16 protein-coding genes are annotated in these 16,223 nt (G+C 67.8%); 9 read left to right on the forward strand and 7 right to left on the reverse strand.

Features of this window, described 5'->3' with window-relative positions; genetic code table 11:
• Positions 1-38 precede the first annotated feature (38 nt).
• From ABD768_RS40840 to ABD768_RS40850, 3 genes are all read left to right on the forward strand, one after another.
• Positions 39-3,236 carry a tetratricopeptide repeat protein gene (locus ABD768_RS40840; protein ID WP_343971039.1) on the forward strand — a complete coding sequence of 1,066 codons (3,198 nt, stop codon included), beginning with the start codon at positions 39-41 and terminating at the stop codon, positions 3,234-3,236.
• 33 nt (positions 3,237-3,269) lie between these two features.
• The gene (locus ABD768_RS40845; RefSeq protein ID WP_343971042.1) at positions 3,270-3,638 is read left to right on the forward strand and encodes a M23 family metallopeptidase; all 369 of its coding nucleotides are present in this window, start codon (positions 3,270-3,272) and stop codon (positions 3,636-3,638) included.
• A gap of 109 nt (positions 3,639-3,747) precedes the next feature.
• Positions 3,748-4,233, forward strand: coding sequence for a GNAT family N-acetyltransferase (locus ABD768_RS40850; protein WP_344850050.1), 486 nt, complete (start codon positions 3,748-3,750; stop codon positions 4,231-4,233).
• 49 nt (positions 4,234-4,282) lie between these two features.
• On the opposite strand, the gene ABD768_RS40855 is transcribed toward ABD768_RS40850, so the two are convergent.
• Entirely contained in the window at positions 4,283-4,486 is a 204-nt protein-coding gene (locus ABD768_RS40855) for a cold-shock protein (RefSeq protein WP_026163488.1), read from the reverse strand.
• Between the two features lie 225 nt (positions 4,487-4,711).
• On the reverse strand, positions 4,712-6,115 hold the full coding sequence (locus ABD768_RS40860; RefSeq protein WP_344850053.1) for an MFS transporter: 1,404 nt from the start codon (positions 6,113-6,115) through the stop codon (positions 4,712-4,714).
• 59 nt (positions 6,116-6,174) lie between these two features.
• On the opposite strand from ABD768_RS40860, the gene ABD768_RS40865 reads away from it, so the two are divergent.
• Entirely contained in the window at positions 6,175-6,609 is a 435-nt protein-coding gene (locus tag ABD768_RS40865) for a MarR family winged helix-turn-helix transcriptional regulator (protein ID WP_343971052.1), read from the forward strand.
• A 28-nt stretch (positions 6,610-6,637) separates the two neighbouring features.
• On the opposite strand, the gene ABD768_RS40870 is transcribed toward ABD768_RS40865, so the two are convergent.
• The gene (locus tag ABD768_RS40870; protein WP_344850055.1) at positions 6,638-7,417 is read right to left on the reverse strand and encodes a hypothetical protein; all 780 of its coding nucleotides are present in this window, start codon (positions 7,415-7,417) and stop codon (positions 6,638-6,640) included.
• A 39-nt stretch (positions 7,418-7,456) separates the two neighbouring features.
• Between ABD768_RS40870 and ABD768_RS40875 the strand changes: the two genes are divergently transcribed.
• Positions 7,457-8,386: a sigma-70 family RNA polymerase sigma factor gene (locus ABD768_RS40875; RefSeq protein ID WP_344850057.1), complete on the forward strand. Its 930-nt coding sequence runs from the start codon at positions 7,457-7,459 to the stop codon at positions 8,384-8,386.
• On the opposite strand, the gene ABD768_RS40880 is transcribed toward ABD768_RS40875, so the two are convergent.
• Complete coding sequence (locus tag ABD768_RS40880) at positions 8,364-8,918, reverse strand: dihydrofolate reductase family protein (protein ID WP_344850059.1); 555 nt, start codon at positions 8,916-8,918, stop codon at positions 8,364-8,366. The genes ABD768_RS40875 and ABD768_RS40880 overlap by 23 nt on opposite strands.
• Positions 8,919-9,092: 174 nt before the next feature.
• On the opposite strand from ABD768_RS40880, the gene ABD768_RS40885 reads away from it, so the two are divergent.
• The 3 genes from ABD768_RS40885 to ABD768_RS40895 are packed head-to-tail and all read left to right on the forward strand — an operon-like array spanning position 9,093 to position 12,707.
• Positions 9,093-9,893: a hydroxypyruvate isomerase family protein gene (locus ABD768_RS40885; RefSeq protein WP_344850061.1), complete on the forward strand. Its 801-nt coding sequence runs from the start codon at positions 9,093-9,095 to the stop codon at positions 9,891-9,893.
• Positions 9,894-9,919: 26 nt separating this feature from the next.
• On the forward strand, positions 9,920-11,686 hold the full coding sequence (gcl, locus tag ABD768_RS40890; RefSeq protein WP_344850063.1) for a glyoxylate carboligase: 1,767 nt from the start codon (positions 9,920-9,922) through the stop codon (positions 11,684-11,686).
• 10 nt (positions 11,687-11,696) lie between these two features.
• Complete coding sequence (locus tag ABD768_RS40895; protein WP_344850065.1) at positions 11,697-12,707, forward strand: 2-dehydropantoate 2-reductase; 1,011 nt, start codon at positions 11,697-11,699, stop codon at positions 12,705-12,707.
• Between the two features lie 92 nt (positions 12,708-12,799).
• Here ABD768_RS40895 and ABD768_RS40900 read toward each other — a convergent pair whose 3' ends face one another.
• Together ABD768_RS40900 and ABD768_RS40905 are read right to left on the reverse strand one after the other, a co-directional pair.
• Entirely contained in the window at positions 12,800-13,099 is a 300-nt protein-coding gene (locus tag ABD768_RS40900) for a hypothetical protein (RefSeq protein ID WP_344850067.1), read from the reverse strand.
• The gene (locus tag ABD768_RS40905; RefSeq protein WP_344850069.1) at positions 13,060-13,542 is read right to left on the reverse strand and encodes a hypothetical protein; all 483 of its coding nucleotides are present in this window, start codon (positions 13,540-13,542) and stop codon (positions 13,060-13,062) included. Before ABD768_RS40905 ends, ABD768_RS40900 begins: the two co-directional genes overlap by 40 nt.
• Before the next feature lie 125 nt (positions 13,543-13,667).
• Between ABD768_RS40905 and ABD768_RS40910 the strand changes: the two genes are divergently transcribed.
• Entirely contained in the window at positions 13,668-14,423 is a 756-nt protein-coding gene (locus ABD768_RS40910) for an EamA family transporter (RefSeq protein ID WP_344850071.1), read from the forward strand.
• A gap of 74 nt (positions 14,424-14,497) precedes the next feature.
• On the opposite strand, the gene ABD768_RS40915 is transcribed toward ABD768_RS40910, so the two are convergent.
• Positions 14,498-16,222 carry a glycoside hydrolase family 35 protein gene (locus tag ABD768_RS40915; RefSeq protein WP_344850073.1) on the reverse strand — a complete coding sequence of 575 codons (1,725 nt, stop codon included), beginning with the start codon at positions 16,220-16,222 and terminating at the stop codon, positions 14,498-14,500.
• Position 16,223 lies beyond the last annotated feature (1 nt).

Genomic DNA, 16,223 nt, shown 5'->3' on the forward strand with positions numbered 1-16,223 from the left:
ACTCGGGGGAGTGCAGACGGGGACACGGAGGTGGGGCTATGGAGGGGACGGTCGCAAGGCCGAGGCTGACCAAGCTGCTCAGCGAGGGCGCTCGCCGCCGCTTGCTGACCGTGGTGGCCGACGCCGGGTTCGGCAAGTCCACTCTGCTCAGCGCCTGGGCTGCTGAGCGCCCCTGCGCTTGGTATACCGTCCGCGCCGAGGACCGCTCACTAGCTGCGATGGTCACCGGGCTGGTCGACGCACTGCGCCGCCAGGTGCCCGCACTGTCGACTGTGCTCGCCGCTGAGCTCCAGGGACCGCGCGGCCCCGACGCAGATGCCGAGCAGGGCACCAGAGCTCTCGCGTACGCCGCTTTGCTCGCCGATGCGCTCGAGCAGAACCTCACCGGCGACCTGGTGCTCGTGCTGGACGACCTGCACGAGCTCAATCCGGGTGACCCGGCAACGAAGTTGATCGAGGGCCTGGTGCGTGTCGCGCCGCCCTCGCTGCATCTCGTGGTGGCGTCCCGGACGGCCATGCCCTTCGGGATCGACCGGTTGCGTGGCAGAGGCCAGGTGCTGGAGATCGACGCGACAGCATTGGCTTTCACCGTGCAAGAGACCGTTGCCGTGCTCAACGTAGTACTGGGTGAAGGGGCTGAGGAGCTGGCTGAGCCGCTGCAGGCCGCAGTACAGGGGTGGCCGGCTGCTGTGCGGCTGGCTGTCGAGGCGCTGCGGACAGTACCGGCTTCGGAGCGGCCGGGGCGACTGCAACGAGCACTGCGGTCGGATGGGCCGCTCTATGACTACCTAGCCGAGGAGGTCTTCGCAGCAGAGCCAGCATCTGTACGCCGGTTGGTCGCTGCGGTCGCCGTCTTGCCCAGGTTCAGTGCCGAGCTCTGCCAAGCGATAGGGGTCACCGAGAACCCGGAATCCCTGCGCCAGTTGCGGATTCGAGGTCTGCTCGTCTCTGCGGGCGAGGTTGACGGCTATGAGCTCAACCCGCTGGTCCGGGGCTTCGCCATCGACAGATTGTCAGCGGATGAGGTCGGCATGGCGGAGCTGACACTGCAAGCAGGGCAGTGGTTCGAGTCTGTCGGAGACCAGCGAGACGCCCTGGCCTGCTACCAGGCAGTGGACCCGGCCCACGTCGCCCGGATGCTGACCCACCGTGGGCATGCCATGGTCAGTGGTGGCCTGGCGGAGACAGTGGTCGTAGCCGTCAGTTCGCTGCCGGACCAGCTACGGGATGCCGCGATGGATCAGCTGGAAGGCGAAGCACGGCAGGTACTCGGCGACTGGCAGGGCGCGGAGAGGTGTTTCGACCGGATCATCGAGCCCGAGGGCGAGATCCCCGTCGGCATCGCGTGGCGGCTCGGGCTGATCCATCACCTGCGCGGCAGAACCGATGTCGCGGTAGCCATGTACCGCAGGGGCAGGATCGACGGCCAGCACCCGGCGGACGAGGCCCTGTTGCAGGCCTGGTGGGCTGGAGCGCACTGGCTGCGGGGCGAGTTCGACGAATGCCGTGAGCTCATCGCAGCGGCGGAAATCTGCGCCAAGGTGTCCGCTGACGACCGGGCGATGGCCATCGTCCATACCGTGCTGGCGATGCTGGCCGCTGTCGACAGTGACCCGCGCGGCAACGCATCTCACTACCTGCGTGCGCTGGAGCACGCGGAGCGAGCCGGCGATCTCCTGCAGGCGATCCGGATCCGGGTCAACCGCGGATCGCACCATGTTGCCGAAGGCGACTACACGTTGGGGCTCGACGAGTTGGAGATCGCCCTGGAGCTGGCGGATCGCGCTGGCTTCGCGGTCTTTCGGGCGTTGGCCCTCAACAACCGGGGCGAGGCGCTGCTGCGGCTCGGCAGGCTCGACGAGGCCATCGGCGAGCTGGAGGCGTCCCGGGCGCTCTACCAGAAGCTGGAGTCGAAGCGGGTGGCTCAGCCGCTGGCCGTGCTGGGCGAGGTCTATCGCGAGAGGGGGGACAGGGCGATGGCGAGAGCGTGCTACGAGGAAGCGATCGCGATGGCGGACGACACCAAGGACATGCAGTCGCTCGTACCGTCCCTGGCCGGGCTTGCCCGGGTGCTGGCGGTGGAGGAGCCCGAGCGGGCGGCGGAGCTGGCCGAGATCGCCAGGCAGGCCGTGGCCTACGGCCCGGTCCCCGGCCTGTCCGGAGCGCTCGTGGCGCTGGGCTGGGTGACGCTGCATGCGGGCAACAAGGCGGAAGCGGCGGCGGCTGCCGAAGAGTCTGCGGCGCTCTGTCGTCGGCGTCGCGACCGGGCCGGGCTGGCCGATGCGCTTGAGCTGTACGCGGCTGCCGACGGCGGTGAGGTGCTGCACGAGGTTCTGAACATCCGGAACGAGCTGGGCGATCCGTTGGGACAGGCACGCGCGGAGTTGATGCTGGCCCAGCGTACGCAGGGTGCTGAGGGCCGAGAACTGGCGTTGCGAGCCCACCAGCAGTTCCTGGCCGCGGGAGCTACTCGCTATGCCGCAGCGGCTCTGGCGGCCAGTCAGCAGACGGGGCCGGCGCCGGTACGCATCGAATGCCTGGGCGGCTTCCGCGTACTACGTGACGGCAAAGCCATCCAACTAGGCGAATGGCCGTCGAAAAAGGCACGCGACCTACTGAAGATCCTGGTGGCCCGCCGCTGCCGCCCAGTCGCCCGGGTACAGCTACTCGACCTGCTCTGGCCGGACCAAGGAGAGTCAGTCGCCTCGCCGAGACTCTCGGTCGCTCTCTCGACCGTGCGCTCAGTATTGGACCCCGAGAAGCGCTACTCGCCCGACCGCTTCGTCGGCGCCGACCGCGCGACCATCTGGCTGGACGGCGACCAGACCTCCGTCGACGTTGAGGGCTTCCTCCACGACGCCCGGAGCGGCCTGGACAGCAACAGCATGCCGCTGCTGCGAGCGGCCGAGGCCGCGTACAGCGGGGACTTCCTAGAGGAGGACGTGTACGCCGACTGGGCCGCGGGGATGCGTGAGGAGGCCAGGGCGCTCTATGTCCGGGTGGCGCGGGTGCTGGCCGAGCGGGGGAAGGATGATCCCGATGCGGCCGCCGGTTACCTGCTGCGGATCCTCCAGCGCGACCAGTACGACGAGCGTGCCCACCTGGGTCTGGTGGGCGCGTTCCAGGCGAGCGGGGCTCATGGAGAGGCCAGGCGGGCGTACCGGACCTACATCCAGCGGATGGCCGAGCTAGAAGTCGAACCGGCCCCTTACCCGGCGGTCCCAGCCCGGGTTTAAGACTGTCTGAAGGTTTGCTCGCACTCTCTTCCCATGGCAGCTCCGGTACACAATGCGGACGTGACCTGCGAGTTCGGGGTCGCGGGCGGCGAGCAACACGGCCTCCACTCGGGCCGTGACTACCGCGCGGCGGCCGGTACGCCGATCAGGGCCACCATGGCCGGGGTCGTCGTCCGGGTGCTGGCCCATCAGGTCGTGGTCGAGTCCAATGCCATCTGGCATCTCTACGACCATCTGGCCGAGCCGGAGGTCCGCCAGGGCGACACGGTGGAGACAGGGGATCGCCTTGGCGTGGCCGCCGGCCCACACCTGCACTACGAGGAGCGGGTCATGCCATACGGGTCCGGTGATCACCGGTACCCGCGGTTCGACCTGCATCCGAACACCAGGCTTCGGGCGTAACGGGAGGGAAGAAGGGGTGGAGATGGCGACGAGCGGGCCGGCCGTGGAGGGAGCGGCCGAGCCGCTCGAAGTCAGTGCACTCCGTCCTGAGCGCACTACCGTTAGCCGGATGATCGCGACCAGGTTCGTCACTGACCGGCTGGCCATGCTGCCGCTGCGGGTGGAGTACTCCGTGCCGATGGCCGCGGTGCTGGCCGATCCGGAGCTGTACAGGTTCACCGGGGGTGAGCCGCCGACGGCGGAGGCGCTCAGTGAGCGGTACCGGCGGCAGGTGGCGGGGCCAGGGCGGCCGGGGGAGTCGTGGCTCAACTGGGTGATCAGCGTTACGCAGTACGACGAACTGGTCGGTTATGTGCAGGCCACTGTGATCGGGGACGAGGCGGAGATCGCCTGGGTGCTGGGGACGGCCTGGCAGGGGCAGGGCTACGCCAAGGAGGCCGCCGTGGGGATGGTCGGCTGGCTGGAGGCTCATGGGGCCGCGCGGATCATCGCGCACGTCCACCCCGACCACACCGCGTCTGCGGCCGTCGCGGCCGCTGCCGGGCTTCGGCGTACCGATCAGGTGGACGACGGCGAACTTCTCTGGGTCAAATAAAAAGAACGAGCCCGGCCGAAAAATCGGCCGGGCTCGCTCAAGCGGTGGTTCAGACCGGGCGGACGTTCTCCGCCTGCGGGCCCTTCGGGCCCTGGGTCAGGTCGAACTCGACCTTCTGGTTCTCATCGAGCGAACGGTAGCCGTCCGCCGCGATCGCCGAGTAGTGCACGAAGACGTCGGCGCCGCCGCCGTCCTGAGAAATGAAGCCGAAGCCCTTTTCACCGTTGAACCACTTCACTGTTCCGCTGGCCATGATCTGCTCCTTGTGTGGGGCGGGTAACAGGTCCCGACGGTCGTCGGTCCCCTGGTTGCCGAACGAGCCCTCCCACACCGGACCGAGGCCCAGAAATGAGAAAACGCCCTGCGGATCACAAATCCGCGGGCGTTTCAAAAACGAACGGGGAACTGCAAAACTGCAACCGTCAGAAACGGTAGCACACCGTGGCGGTCCGCACCCGACACGGCCACGGCGAATTTCTCACCAGGATCCGCGATGATCCGGGACCAGCAGGGTGAACGGGACGATCAGCAGCAGGAGCGCGGCGAACACCACGAAACTGTGCGCCTGGGCCAGACCGCCATTACCTGCATGGGCCAGGAGCGTGGTGGTGACGGAGACCGCGACGATGCCGCCGGACTGGCGGAACATGCCGCGCAACCCGGCGATCGCTGAGATCTGATCGGGAGCAAGTTGCAAACTCGCGTTGTTCGAGGCGGGGATGGAAAGCCCCATCCCGACGCCGGTGATGCCGGCGGCGAGAGCCAGCCAGCCGTACGGGGTAAGGCCGTGCGGGGCCAGCGCCATCACCGTCATCCCGCCCGCGACCAGCAGGAACCCACCGATCATCGGCGCTCGATAGCCGGTACGCCGGAGCGCGAACACCGCCAGTCCGGCGACGCAGATCATCCCGACGGCCCGGGCGGTGAGCAGCGTCCCGGCCTGCAGGGGCTGGATGCCGTAGCGCGATTCGGCGTACAGGGGGACCAGGGCGCCGAAGCCCAGGACGGCCGCGCCGAAGAGGAAGTTGATCGCGTTCATCGCGCCGAAACCGCGACCGCGGAGCAGGGTGACCGGGATGAACGGGGCCGCGTTGCGGTTCGCGTGCCGGACGAAGAGGAAACCGAGCGTGACCGCAATCACCTCGGAGGCGATGAAGAGCGGGTCCGTCGGCTCGGCCCCGCTGCTGCCGAGCGAGGTGATCCCGTACATCCCGAACAGGATCGTCAGTGCCAGCAGCACGGCCCCGGTGGTGTCCACGCGACCGGCCGGTTTGGGCGTGCTGCGCGGGATGAAGCGGGCGCCGAGCGCGATCAGCAGGATGCCGATCGGCACGTTGACGATGAAGATCTCCCGCCAGGACCAGTAGGTGACGATGACGCCGCCGATGATCGGGCCGACGATGCCGCCGATCGGGAAGATCGAGGTGAACATGCCGATCGCCCGGTCCCGCTCCCGGCCGAACTGCTCGGCCACGATGCCGGTCGCGGTCGGCATGAACGCGCCGCCGCCGATCGCCTGGAAGGCGCGGAACACCACCAGCAGATAGATGTCGTCGGCCAGGCTGCAGCACAGCGAGGCGACCGTGAACAGCACCGCGGCGCCGAGGAAGACCCGCTTGCGCCCGAACTGGTCACCGAGCCGGCCGGCCAGCGGCATCACGATGATCTGGCCGAGCGCGTAGATGGTGATCGTCCAGCCGCTCCAGTTCAGCTCCGCGTGCAGGTCGCCGCGGATGGCGTTCAGCGCGGTGGCCACTATGGTCTGATCGATCGAGGCCATCAACAGGCCGATCGCGACGATGCCGAAGACCAGCCGCCGGTGGGCCAGCGGCTCGTCCGCGGCCTGGTCGGCGGTCAGCTCTGCTGAACTCGACGGTTCCATCGATGAACAGACTACATTGCTTGCCAGCAGGCAATAAAGCCCGAAATGAGATTCCGGACATGACCGACACCGAGACGTTGAGCAAGCTCCGCGGCGTGATCTCCCGGCTCGCCCGCGAGCTCAACGCCACGGCCACCGCCGAGGGCCTGACCCCGACCCAGGCCTCGGTCCTCGGCCTGATCGCCTTCCGCGGCCCGCTGGGCCTGACCGAACTGGCGCAACTCGAAGGCCTCAACCCGACGATGCTGTCCCGAGTCGTCGGCAAACTCACCGAACTCGGCCTGATCCAGCGCGACCCCAACCCCGACGACCTCCGCGCCATCCGCGTCGAGGCCACCGACGCCGGCCGCCACCTCCACGAACGAGTCAAACTCCTCCGCACCGAAGCCATCGCCACCTGCCTCGACCAACTCCCCACGGCGTCGGCCGAGACAATCATCAACGCCCTCCCCGCCCTGGAGGAGCTCGCCCTGGCGCTGCGAGCCACGCACTAGTACGGCCTTGTACGACCGCGAGGCGGCGCTAGTGATGCGCGTCGGCCCCGCGGGCGTCGTACTCGTCGGGTGTCTCCGAGACGGTGAGGGCGCAGCCCGACCGGCCGCACTCGCAGGCGAACGGGTAAGGCTGCTGCTCGGCCACCGCGATGTCCGCCAGCCAGAGCCGGATCTGCCGGCTGGCTGCGTTGTTCTCGATCGACCGCTGCCGGGCGAGCTGACTCCCGGGCGGCAGCTGATGTTGAGGCCCAAGTGCTGTTCTTACCGCTGCGGTGATCGCGGACCAATCCGGGTCGGCCGCGACCTCGATCAACGTCTGCCCGTACTGCGTTGTCTCCTGCCGCACCCGATTGGCAAGGAGGGCGTCGCGGGCGAGCAGCCCTTCGAGGCGCGCCCGGCCCCTCGCGTCCTCAACACGAGCGAGCCGTGCCTCCCGCGCCCGGCGCGTCTGCTCGGCATCGGGCATCAGCCAGGCCGCGGCACGCACCCCGTCGGCCACCATCGACGGATAAAGCTGTGGCCCCTCGACAAGCGCCGGTACGTCGCCGAGCTCGCGCGCCCGTACGTCCTCGACGACCAGCTCGATCCGCAACCGCGCGATCCGTACGAACGCCTCGGCGGCGACCTCCGGGCCCTCGGCCAGATCTTCTTCGAGCGGCCGCTGCGCAGGCATCCGGCCCACGTGGTCGTAGGTCCACAGATCCACCGGATGCAACGGCAGGTCCAGCTCCCTCGCCAGTTGCCGTGCGATCGTCGACTTTCCGGCGCCTGGTGCGCCGCCGATCCAGATCATCCCCGGCCAGCTCATCCGGCCATCTTGGCAGCCGTCGGGTGCTTTGATGGGTGGGTGGACTTCGAAGGGCGGACGGCGCCGTTCCGGCGGGAGTTGCTGGCGTTGTGTTACCGGATGTCGGGCTCCAATCACGATGCCGAGGATCTGTTGCAGGAGACGATGATCCGGGCCTGGCGGGCCTTCGACCGGTACGACGAGACGCGGGCGTCGCTGCGTACCTGGCTGTACAAGATCGCCACCAACACCTGTCTCACCGAGCTGGAGAACCGAGGACGGCGACCGTTGCCATCCGGGCTGGTGGCCAGCGGGGACGATCCCGAGGGACCGCTGCGGAAGGGTGCCGAAGTCCCTTGGCTGCAACCGTTTCCGGATGATCCGGCGACGGTGGCCGAGGAGCGGGGCACGCTTCGGCTCGCACTGATCGCTGCGCTGCAGTTCCTGCCGGCCAAGCAGCGGGCGGTACTGATCCTGCGTGATGTCCTCGCCTGGTCGGCCGCGGAGACGGCGGAAGTTCTTCAGTTGACGCCTGCCGCGGCGAACAGTGCGCTGCAGCGCGCACGGGCGAAGCTCAAGGAGACAGGGCTGGCCGAGGAGGATGTCCTCGAGCCGGACGACCCCAAGTGCGTCGACTTCCTCAATCGCTACATCGCCGCCTTCGAGCGCGCCGACGTCGCGGCCTTCACCGACCTGCTGACCGAGGATGTCCTGCTGGAGATGCCGCCGTTCTACAACTGGTTCCGCGGCCGCGAGTACCACCTGCGCTTCATCGCGCGGGTCTTCGACCAACGCGGTACCGACTGGCGCGTCCACCCGATCGCGGCGAACGGCCAGCCGGGCATCGCGGTCTACCGCGGCGACGGCGACGGCGGGTACGTGCTGCACACCTTGCACGTCTTCACCGTCACCGTGGCTGGCATCTCCCACAACCACACGTTCCAGGACGACGGGGTGTTCGCGGCTTTCAAACTCGCCGGTACTGCGTAAGCACCGCGGCCCCCGCCTGATCCGACGCAACGCAGGTCAGGTGGACCGGCGACGACGTCGGACCGAACAGCCGCTCGCCCGCGCCCACGATCGACGGGAAGGTGAGCAACCGGTACTCGTCGATCAGCTCGTGTTCCTGCAACAGGTGGATGACGCTCGAACTGCCCGTCACGACCACATCGCGTTCCTCGCGCCGGACGGCGTCGACGAGGTCGCCATCGACCAGCGTCGAGTTGGACCAGCCGGAGACGTCCGTGAGGCGATGCGATGCGACGAGCTTCGGGATCTTGTTCATCTTGGTGGAGAAGTCGTCGGCCCGCTGGGGGAAGAGCCCGCTGAAGAGCTCCCAGGTCCGCCGGCCGAGCAGCAGGACGCCGTCGTCCAGGAGAGCGCCGAGCCGGAACTTGTCCCCGCCGACGGCCTCCGGTCCGTGCCGGAAGGCCCAGCCGCCGTACGGCGTACCGCCTGAACCGTCCGGATCGGTGACGTAGCCGTCGAGGCTGACGAACGCGATCGCGATGACTGTGCCCATGACTGAAGTCCTTTCGGAAGGTTGCTGTCACGGGTACGTACCGGCGGGCTCGCGAGAACTCATCGGTGCTGCCTATCAAATCATCGCAAATGTGACCTACGTCATGTCTTGACCCGTTCTTCGAGCCCGGCCTACTGTATGCGGTATACCAAACCGCTCCGGAAGGTGGGATCGATGGAGAGTCGGTTTGCCGTCAACTGCTCGATTCTGTTCACCGAACTGCCGTTGCTGGAGCGGCCGCAGGCTGCTCGGGCGGCCGGGTTCGAGGGGGTGGAGTTCTGGTGGCCTTTCGATACCGCGTTGCCCGGCGATGCTGAGGTTGACGCCTTTGAGCGGGCGATTCTGGATGCCGGTGTCCAGTTGGTCGGGCTCAACTTTGCTGCTGGTGACATGCCGGGCGGTGATCGCGGGCTGGTGTCGTGGCCGCAGCGGTCGCTGGAGTTCCGGGACAACATCGCGGTGACGTTGGGGATCGGCGAGCGACTCGGGTGCCGCGCCTTCAATGCGTTGTATGGCAATCGGGTCGACGGCGTTGATCCAGCTGCGCAGGATGAGTTGGCGGTGGAGAACCTTGCCCTCGCCGGTACGGCTGCAGGCTCGTTCGGTGCGACCGTGCTGGTCGAGCCGGTCAGTGGCGCCGCGCGGTATCCGTTGCTGACGGCAACCGACGCGGTCGAGGTGATCGACCGGGTGGAGCGCGAGTCCGGCGTCACCAGTGTCGGGTTGCTCGCGGACCTGTACCACCTGACCGTGAACGGGGATGACGTGAGCGCGGCGATCGCGAAGTACGGGGATCGGATCGCGCATGTGCAGCTCGCCGACGCGCCGGGCCGAAATGAACCGGGCACGGGCGAGATCCAGCTCGAGCGGTATCTCGGCGAGCTGCAGGAAGCCGGCTACGACGGCTGGATCGGCCTCGAGTACAAGCCCAGCACCACCAGCCAGGACAGCTTCCGCTGGCTGCGACAGCTTTGAGCGCACCTGAGAACAAGGAGCACTGTATGCCCCGAATGACTGCCGCCCGCGCGGCGGTGGAGATCCTCCGTCGCGAAGGCATCACGAACCTGTTCGGCCTCCCCGGTGCGGCCATCAACCCCTTCTACAGCGCGGTTCGCGCCCAGGGCGAGCTCAAGCATGTGCTCGCCCGGCACGTCGAGGGCGCCTCGCACATGGCCGAGGGGTACACCCGCGCCAAGGCGGGAAACATCGGCGTCTGCGTCGGTACGTCGGGTCCGGCCGGCACCGACATGATCACCGGCCTGTACTCCGCTTCGGCCGACTCGATCCCGATCCTGTGCATCACCGGGCAGGCCCCGGTCGCGAAGCTGCACAAGGAGGACTTCCAGGCCGTCGACATCGCCTCGATCGCCGGGCCGGTCGCCAAGTGGGCTGTGACGGTGATGGAGGCGGCGCAGGTCCCGGGCGCTTTCCAGAAGGCGTTCCAGTTGATGCGCACCGGTCGTCCCGGGCCGGTGCTCATCGACCTGCCGATCGATGTCCAGTTGACCGAGATCGACTTCGATCCGGAGCTGTACGTCCCGCTGCCGGTCGCTGTGCCGCGTGCTTCGGTGGCGCAGGCTTCGGAGGTGCTGCGGCTGCTGGGTGAGGCGGAGCGGCCCCTGATCGTGGCCGGTGGCGGGATCATCAACGCGGACGCTGCTTCTTTGCTGGTCGAGTTTGCCGAGCTCACCGGCGTACCGGTGGTGCCTACGTTGATGGGGTGGGGGACGATCCCCGATGACCATCGGTTGATGGCCGGGATGGTGGGGCTGCAGACGTCGCATCGGTACGGCAACGAGACGTTGCTTGCCTCTGATCTGGTGATCGGGATCGGTAATCGGTGGGCCAATCGGCATACGGGGTCGGTGGCGACGTACACGCAAGGGCGGAAGTTCGTCCATATCGACGTCGAGCCGACGCAGATCGGGCGGGTGTTCGCGCCGGATCTGGGCATCGTGTCGGATGCGAAGGCGGCGCTCGAGGTACTGATCCATGTCGCTCGGGAGAACGCTCCGCTGCGCGACCGGTCGGAGTGGGCGGCTGCTTGCCGGGAACGGAAGCGGACGATGCTGCGGCGGACCGACTACGACGACGTCCCGGTGAAGCCGCCGCGGGTCTATCAGGAGATGAACAACGCCTTCGGACCGGAGACCCGGTATGTCTCGACGATCGGGTTGTCGCAGATCCAGGCCGCGCAGATGCTGCATGTGTACCGGCCGCGGCACTGGATCAACGCCGGCCAGGCGGGACCACTTGGCTGGACGGGTCCGGCGGCGCTGGGTGTGGCGGTCGCGGATCCGGAGGCGACTGTCGTCGCGCTGTCGGGTGACTACGACTTCCAGTTCCTGATCGAGGAGCTGGCGGTCGGGGCGCAGTTCAACATCCCGTACATCCACGTGGTGGTCAACAACGCTTACCTCGGGCTGATCCGGCAGGCGCAGCGTGGGCTGGAGATGGACTACTGCGTGCAGCTGTCGTTCGAGAACATCAACACGCCGGAGCTGAACGGGTACGGCGTCGACCACGTGAAGGTCGCCGAAGGCCTTGGCTGCAAGGCGTTGCGGGTCTTCGAGCCGGACGGGATCCTGCCGGCCCTCGAGGAGGCGAAGAAGCTGATGGTCGAGTACCAGGTGCCGATCATGGTCGAGGTGATCCTGGAGCGCGTCACCAATGTGTCGATGGGGACCGAGATCGACAACGTGGTCGAGTTCGCCGAGCTGGACGGCGTACAGAATCCGATCCCGACCGCCTCCGGCCTGCGAGACTAGGGGAATCAGGATGAAGGTTGCGATTCTGGGCGCCGGCGCGATCGGCGCGTATGTCGGCGCCGCGCTGCACCGTGGTGGGACCGAGGTGCATCTTGTTGCCCGTGGCCCCCATCTGCAGGCGATCCGGGCTGATGGGGTGCAGGTGCTGAGCCCACGTGGAGACTGGGTGGCCCGTACGCCGGCCACCGACGACCCCGCCGAGATCGGGCCGGTCGATGTCGTCTTCCTCGGGCTGAAGGCGAACTCGTACGCGTCCTGCGGCCCGCTGATCGAGCCGCTGCTGCACGACAAGACGGCCGTCGTGGCTGCCCAGAACGGCATCCCGTGGTGGTACTTCCACGGCCTGCCGGGCCCGTACGAGGGTCGCCGGATCGAGTCGGTGGACCCAGGTGGTGAGGTGACCCGGGTCCTCTCGCTCGACCGCGCGATCGGCTGCGTCGTCTACTGCTCGACGGAGTTGGAGGGGCCGGGCGTCGTACGGCATCTCGAAGGCACCCGCTTCTCGATCGGCGAACCTGGTGGTGGCCGATCGGACCGCTGCCTGGAGTTCAGCGAGGCGATGATCGCCGGCGGCCTGAAGTGCCCGGTCGAGGAGGACATCCGCAACGACATCTGGATCAAACTCCTCGGCAACGCCGCCTTCAACCCGATCAGCGCGCTCGCCCGCGCCACCATGGTCGAGATCGCCCAGCACCGCGGCACCCGCGCGATGATCCGCCTGATGATGGAAGAAACCCTCGAGATCGCCGCCGCCGTCGGCTCCACCCCCGACATTTCCGTCGACAAACGCATCGACGGCGCCGAGCGGGTCGGCGAACACAAAACCTCCATGCTCCAGGACCTGGAGAAGGACAAGCCTCTCGAACTGGACGTCATCCTCGCCGCCGTCGTCGAACTCGCCGACCTCACCGCTACCAAGGCCCCGACTCTCCGCGCGGTCCACGCCGTGACCGACCTGCTCTCCACCAAGGTCGGCACCACCACCATCGCCCACGCCCCTACCGCTGCAAGGGCTGTCTAAGCCAGACGGGCCCGGAGACGCGCGTGCCCTGCCAGGCCCCCTCCGGACCCGTCTGTTCCACCTGTACTACGGCCCACACATCTCTTCCGCTGTCATGGCCAGCCTGGCAAGCCGGGCGGGATGGTGGCGGCAGGGCGGACCGGCACGGGGTATCGGGCGAGATCGCGGCGGGCCGAGTGAGTGCGTAGGTCGGCCGGCAGAGGGTCGGGCAGCTTGCTTCGGCGAACCGTGTGGGCGCCTGCCTGATGGAACAGCCCGCTGGAGTGTTCTTCGAGCTCGGCCGGGTCGAGGTGCGGCTCGACCAGCTCCCGGTAGGCAGCGCCGTACCAGGTCCACCAGACTGGGTACGGCGTCAGCCCGAGGAACCTGCCCTCGTTGTCGTCGAGACGCACTGTCGACTGGGACCTTTCGTCGAACCAGACAGACCGACCGTTCCAGCCGACTCCGGCGACCACCTCGGCCGTGGCGAGGAAGCAGGTGCGCGCTGCGGCGAGGCGACGAACAGGTCGTGCACGGCGGACATCAACTCCGGTTCCCGCAAGGGTGGGGCCAGCATGCTGACCTCCGTGGTCCGGATTCCGGGGGATCGGGAGAAGCTGCCGCCGACGCAGGGGGTGGCCGTGCTGAAGAAGACGAGGTCGTCCTCTTCGATCAGTTTGGTCATCGCGGTCGGGTTGCCGAGGCGATGGGGTAGCGGTTCACAGGTTCCGTACCGGCGTGGTTTCGCCGCCGGGAGGTGCTGGGCGCAGAGCGACAGCCAGTCGTCGACGGGAGAGGTCGGCGACGCGTCGTACCAGGTCAACTCGACCAGCTGGGTGCGGCTGTCGGTGGGCATGGTCAAACGTAGATCATCGATAGCGAGTAGACAGTGTCTACGGACTTGATGTAGACACTGTCTACGTGATGGTTCTGGGGATTTTGGTTGCGGCGGCGCTGTGTCATGCCGGGTGGAATCTGTTGATGAAGAAGGCCACGCAGGACGGGCCGCAACTCGCCTGGTTGTGTGCGGTGATCGCGGCGCCGGTCTCCGTCGGGCTGCTGGTGTGGGCCGGTTTGCAGGGGGAGTTGGCGAAGACCTGGCCTGCTGGATTGGTGAGCATGGTGCTGCATACCGCGTACTCCGTGGTGCTGCGGTGGGCCTATAAGGCGGGCGACTTCAACGTCGTGTACTCCGTCAGCCGGGGCGCGACCCCCGTCATCGTCACCCTCGCCGCGATCCCGTGGATCGGCAGCCCGCCGCCACAGGTGTGGGTCGGGGTCGCGGCAGTGGTCGTGGGGGTGATGGTGATGGATCGGGTGGCGTCCGGGCGGGGGAGCCTGCCGGGGGTGGCGGTGGCTGGGTGCAGTGCGGCGTACACGTTGTGGGACGGGTATGCGATCGCGTCGCTCGGGGTGAGTGTGTTGCCGTACTTGGCGGTGACGAATGTCGGGCAGTTGGCGGTGTTGAGTCTGGTGCTTGGGCGTCGGCGGCGGTTGGATTTTTCGGGGTGGCGGCGGGCGGTGCCGATTGCGGTGCTGACGCCGGCCAGTTATGGGTTGGTGCTGGTGGCGATGTCGATCTCGCCGGTCAGCACGGTGGCCGTCGGGCGGACGCTCAATGTTGCTGTGGGCAATCTTCTGGGAATCGTCGTACTGCGCGAGCGGCTCACGCTCGTGAGCGTCGTCGGCCTGACCGCGGTACTGGCCGGCGTGGTACTCGTCTCGATTGGAGCTTGATGAAGGCAGGACACCGGATCCACTCGAAGGTGCCGGACCAATGGCTCGCCGCGGTTTCGGCCTTTCTCGCCTAGCTACAGGTCGGTCGGGCCGAGTGATGCGGTTGCGGTGAACTGTGCGGTTCGGGAGGCCATTGTGTCGAGTTCGAGGACGACCAGGTCGTTCGGGCCTTGGTGGACGAGTGGGCCGGGGACGTAGAGCGTGTGCTGGGGGCCGCGGTGCCAGTAGCGGCCCAGGCAGAAGCCGTTGACCCAGGCGAATCCCTTGCCCCAGGCATCGGTTTTCAGGAAGTGGTCGATGGGGCCGTCGGCGTTGAAGGTCGCTCGCCAGGCGGTCGGGCCTGGGCCCACAACGGACGCCCCACCGGACTGCCACGCAGTGGGAACGGTGTCGAGATCGATGACGCAGGTCGTCCACTCGGTGAGCGGCGCAGAGTCGAGCAGGACGCCGCCGATCAGGCCCTTCGGTTCGCCGATCCGGGGGCCGTAGTTGACCCGGCCCTGGTCCTCGACGACCAGCTCCAGCCGGCCGCGGCCGTGCGGTAGGAGGATGGCGCGATCGTGGTTCTCGCGTTCGAGCACACCGACAGGATGTCCGTCGAGGAAGACCTGGGCGCGGTCGCGAACCTCGCCGACCTCGAGCAGCGCCGGGCCCTCGACGTCCAGCTCGGTCCGGTAGATCGCGAGCCTGGCGCCCAGCTCATCGAGAGTCGGCAGGGCCGCCGCGGCCGTCCACACGCCTCGAACAGCAACGGGGTCGCCCAGAGGTACAGAGAATTCCGGCGCCGGCGCGACCGGATCCGGTGCGAGCGGCGGCACCGGGGCATACCGGGAGATCACCTCGCGGAAGGCATGGAACTTCGCGGTGAAGTTGCCCGCCTCGTCCAGCGGCGCGTCGTAGTCGTACGACGTCACCGTCGGCCGATAGACGCCCTTGTCGTTGGCTCCGTTCGTGAGCCCGAAGTTCGTGCCGCCATGAAACATGTACACGTTGACCGAGGCGCCCGCAGCCAGCAGAGCATCCAGCTCCGCGGCCGCGTCAGCCACCGAGGTCGTGTGATGCGGCCCGCCCCAGTGGTCGAACCACCCGTCCCAGAACTCCATGCACATCAACGGCCCCGACGGCTGATGCGCCCGCAACGTCCGGAGCCGTTCCGCAGACCTGGAGCCGAACGACCCAGTACGCAGTACGCCGTCCAGCCCACCGGCCTCGAGCATCTCGTCGACCGGCTGGTCTACGGTCACCAGCGGCACCGTGATCCCGCCCTGGCCGATCAGGTCCGCGATCGCCTTCAGATAGACCTGGTCATCCCCGAAGGCGCCGTACTCGTTCTCGACCTGAACCAGCAGCACCGGCCCACCGTGCTGGACCTGCAGCGGCTCCACGATCCGCAGTACCTGCCGCAGGTACTCCTCGATCGCGGTCATGAACTGCTTCTCGTGCCGGCGCACCCCCACGCCCGGCTCCTGGAAGAGCCAGGCGGGGAGCCCGCCGTTGTCCCACTCCGCGCAGATGTACGGACCCGGCCGCACGATCGCGTACATCCCCGCCTCGGCCACCAGCCGTAGGAACCGGCCCAGGTCGAGGATCCCCGAGGTGTCGAAGACCCCGCGCCGCGGGCTGTGCGCGTTCCACGGCACGTAGGTCTCGACGGTGTTGAGCCCCATCAGGCGGGCCTTCTCGATCCGGTCCGCCCAGGAGTCCGGGTGGACGCGGAAGTAGTGCAGGGCGCCGGACAGGATCCGGAACGGCGCACCGTCGAGGAGGAAATCGGACTCACCGATCGTGAAGTCGGACATG

This window comes from Kribbella ginsengisoli, from assembly GCF_039537185.1.
Classification (GTDB): Bacteria; Actinomycetota; Actinomycetes; order Propionibacteriales; family Kribbellaceae; genus Kribbella; species Kribbella koreensis.

Bases quoted from the DNA above. Each gene is read 5' to 3' on its own strand.
- ABD768_RS40840 (WP_343971039.1), top strand. From the start codon at position 39: ATGGAGGGGACGGTCGCAAGGCCGAGGCTGACCAAGCTGCTCAGCGAG.
- ABD768_RS40845 (WP_343971042.1), top strand. From the start codon at position 3,270: ATGGCAGCTCCGGTACACAATGCGGACGTGACCTGCGAGTTCGGGGTC.
- ABD768_RS40850 (WP_344850050.1), top strand. From the start codon at position 3,748: ATGATCGCGACCAGGTTCGTCACTGACCGGCTGGCCATGCTGCCGCTG.
- ABD768_RS40855 (WP_026163488.1), bottom strand. From the start codon at position 4,486: ATGGCCAGCGGAACAGTGAAGTGGTTCAACGGTGAAAAGGGCTTCGGC.
- ABD768_RS40860 (WP_344850053.1), bottom strand. From the start codon at position 6,115: ATGGAACCGTCGAGTTCAGCAGAGCTGACCGCCGACCAGGCCGCGGAC.
- ABD768_RS40865 (WP_343971052.1), top strand. From the start codon at position 6,175: ATGACCGACACCGAGACGTTGAGCAAGCTCCGCGGCGTGATCTCCCGG.
- ABD768_RS40870 (WP_344850055.1), bottom strand. From the start codon at position 7,417: ATGAGCTGGCCGGGGATGATCTGGATCGGCGGCGCACCAGGCGCCGGA.
- ABD768_RS40880 (WP_344850059.1), bottom strand. From the start codon at position 8,918: ATGGGCACAGTCATCGCGATCGCGTTCGTCAGCCTCGACGGCTACGTC.
- ABD768_RS40885 (WP_344850061.1), top strand. From the start codon at position 9,093: ATGGAGAGTCGGTTTGCCGTCAACTGCTCGATTCTGTTCACCGAACTG.
- gcl (WP_344850063.1), top strand. From the start codon at position 9,920: ATGCCCCGAATGACTGCCGCCCGCGCGGCGGTGGAGATCCTCCGTCGC.
- ABD768_RS40895 (WP_344850065.1), top strand. From the start codon at position 11,697: ATGAAGGTTGCGATTCTGGGCGCCGGCGCGATCGGCGCGTATGTCGGC.
- ABD768_RS40905 (WP_344850069.1), bottom strand. From the start codon at position 13,542: ATGCCCACCGACAGCCGCACCCAGCTGGTCGAGTTGACCTGGTACGAC.
- ABD768_RS40910 (WP_344850071.1), top strand. From the start codon at position 13,668: ATGAAGAAGGCCACGCAGGACGGGCCGCAACTCGCCTGGTTGTGTGCG.
- ABD768_RS40915 (WP_344850073.1), bottom strand. From the start codon at position 16,222: ATGTCCGACTTCACGATCGGTGAGTCCGATTTCCTCCTCGACGGTGCG.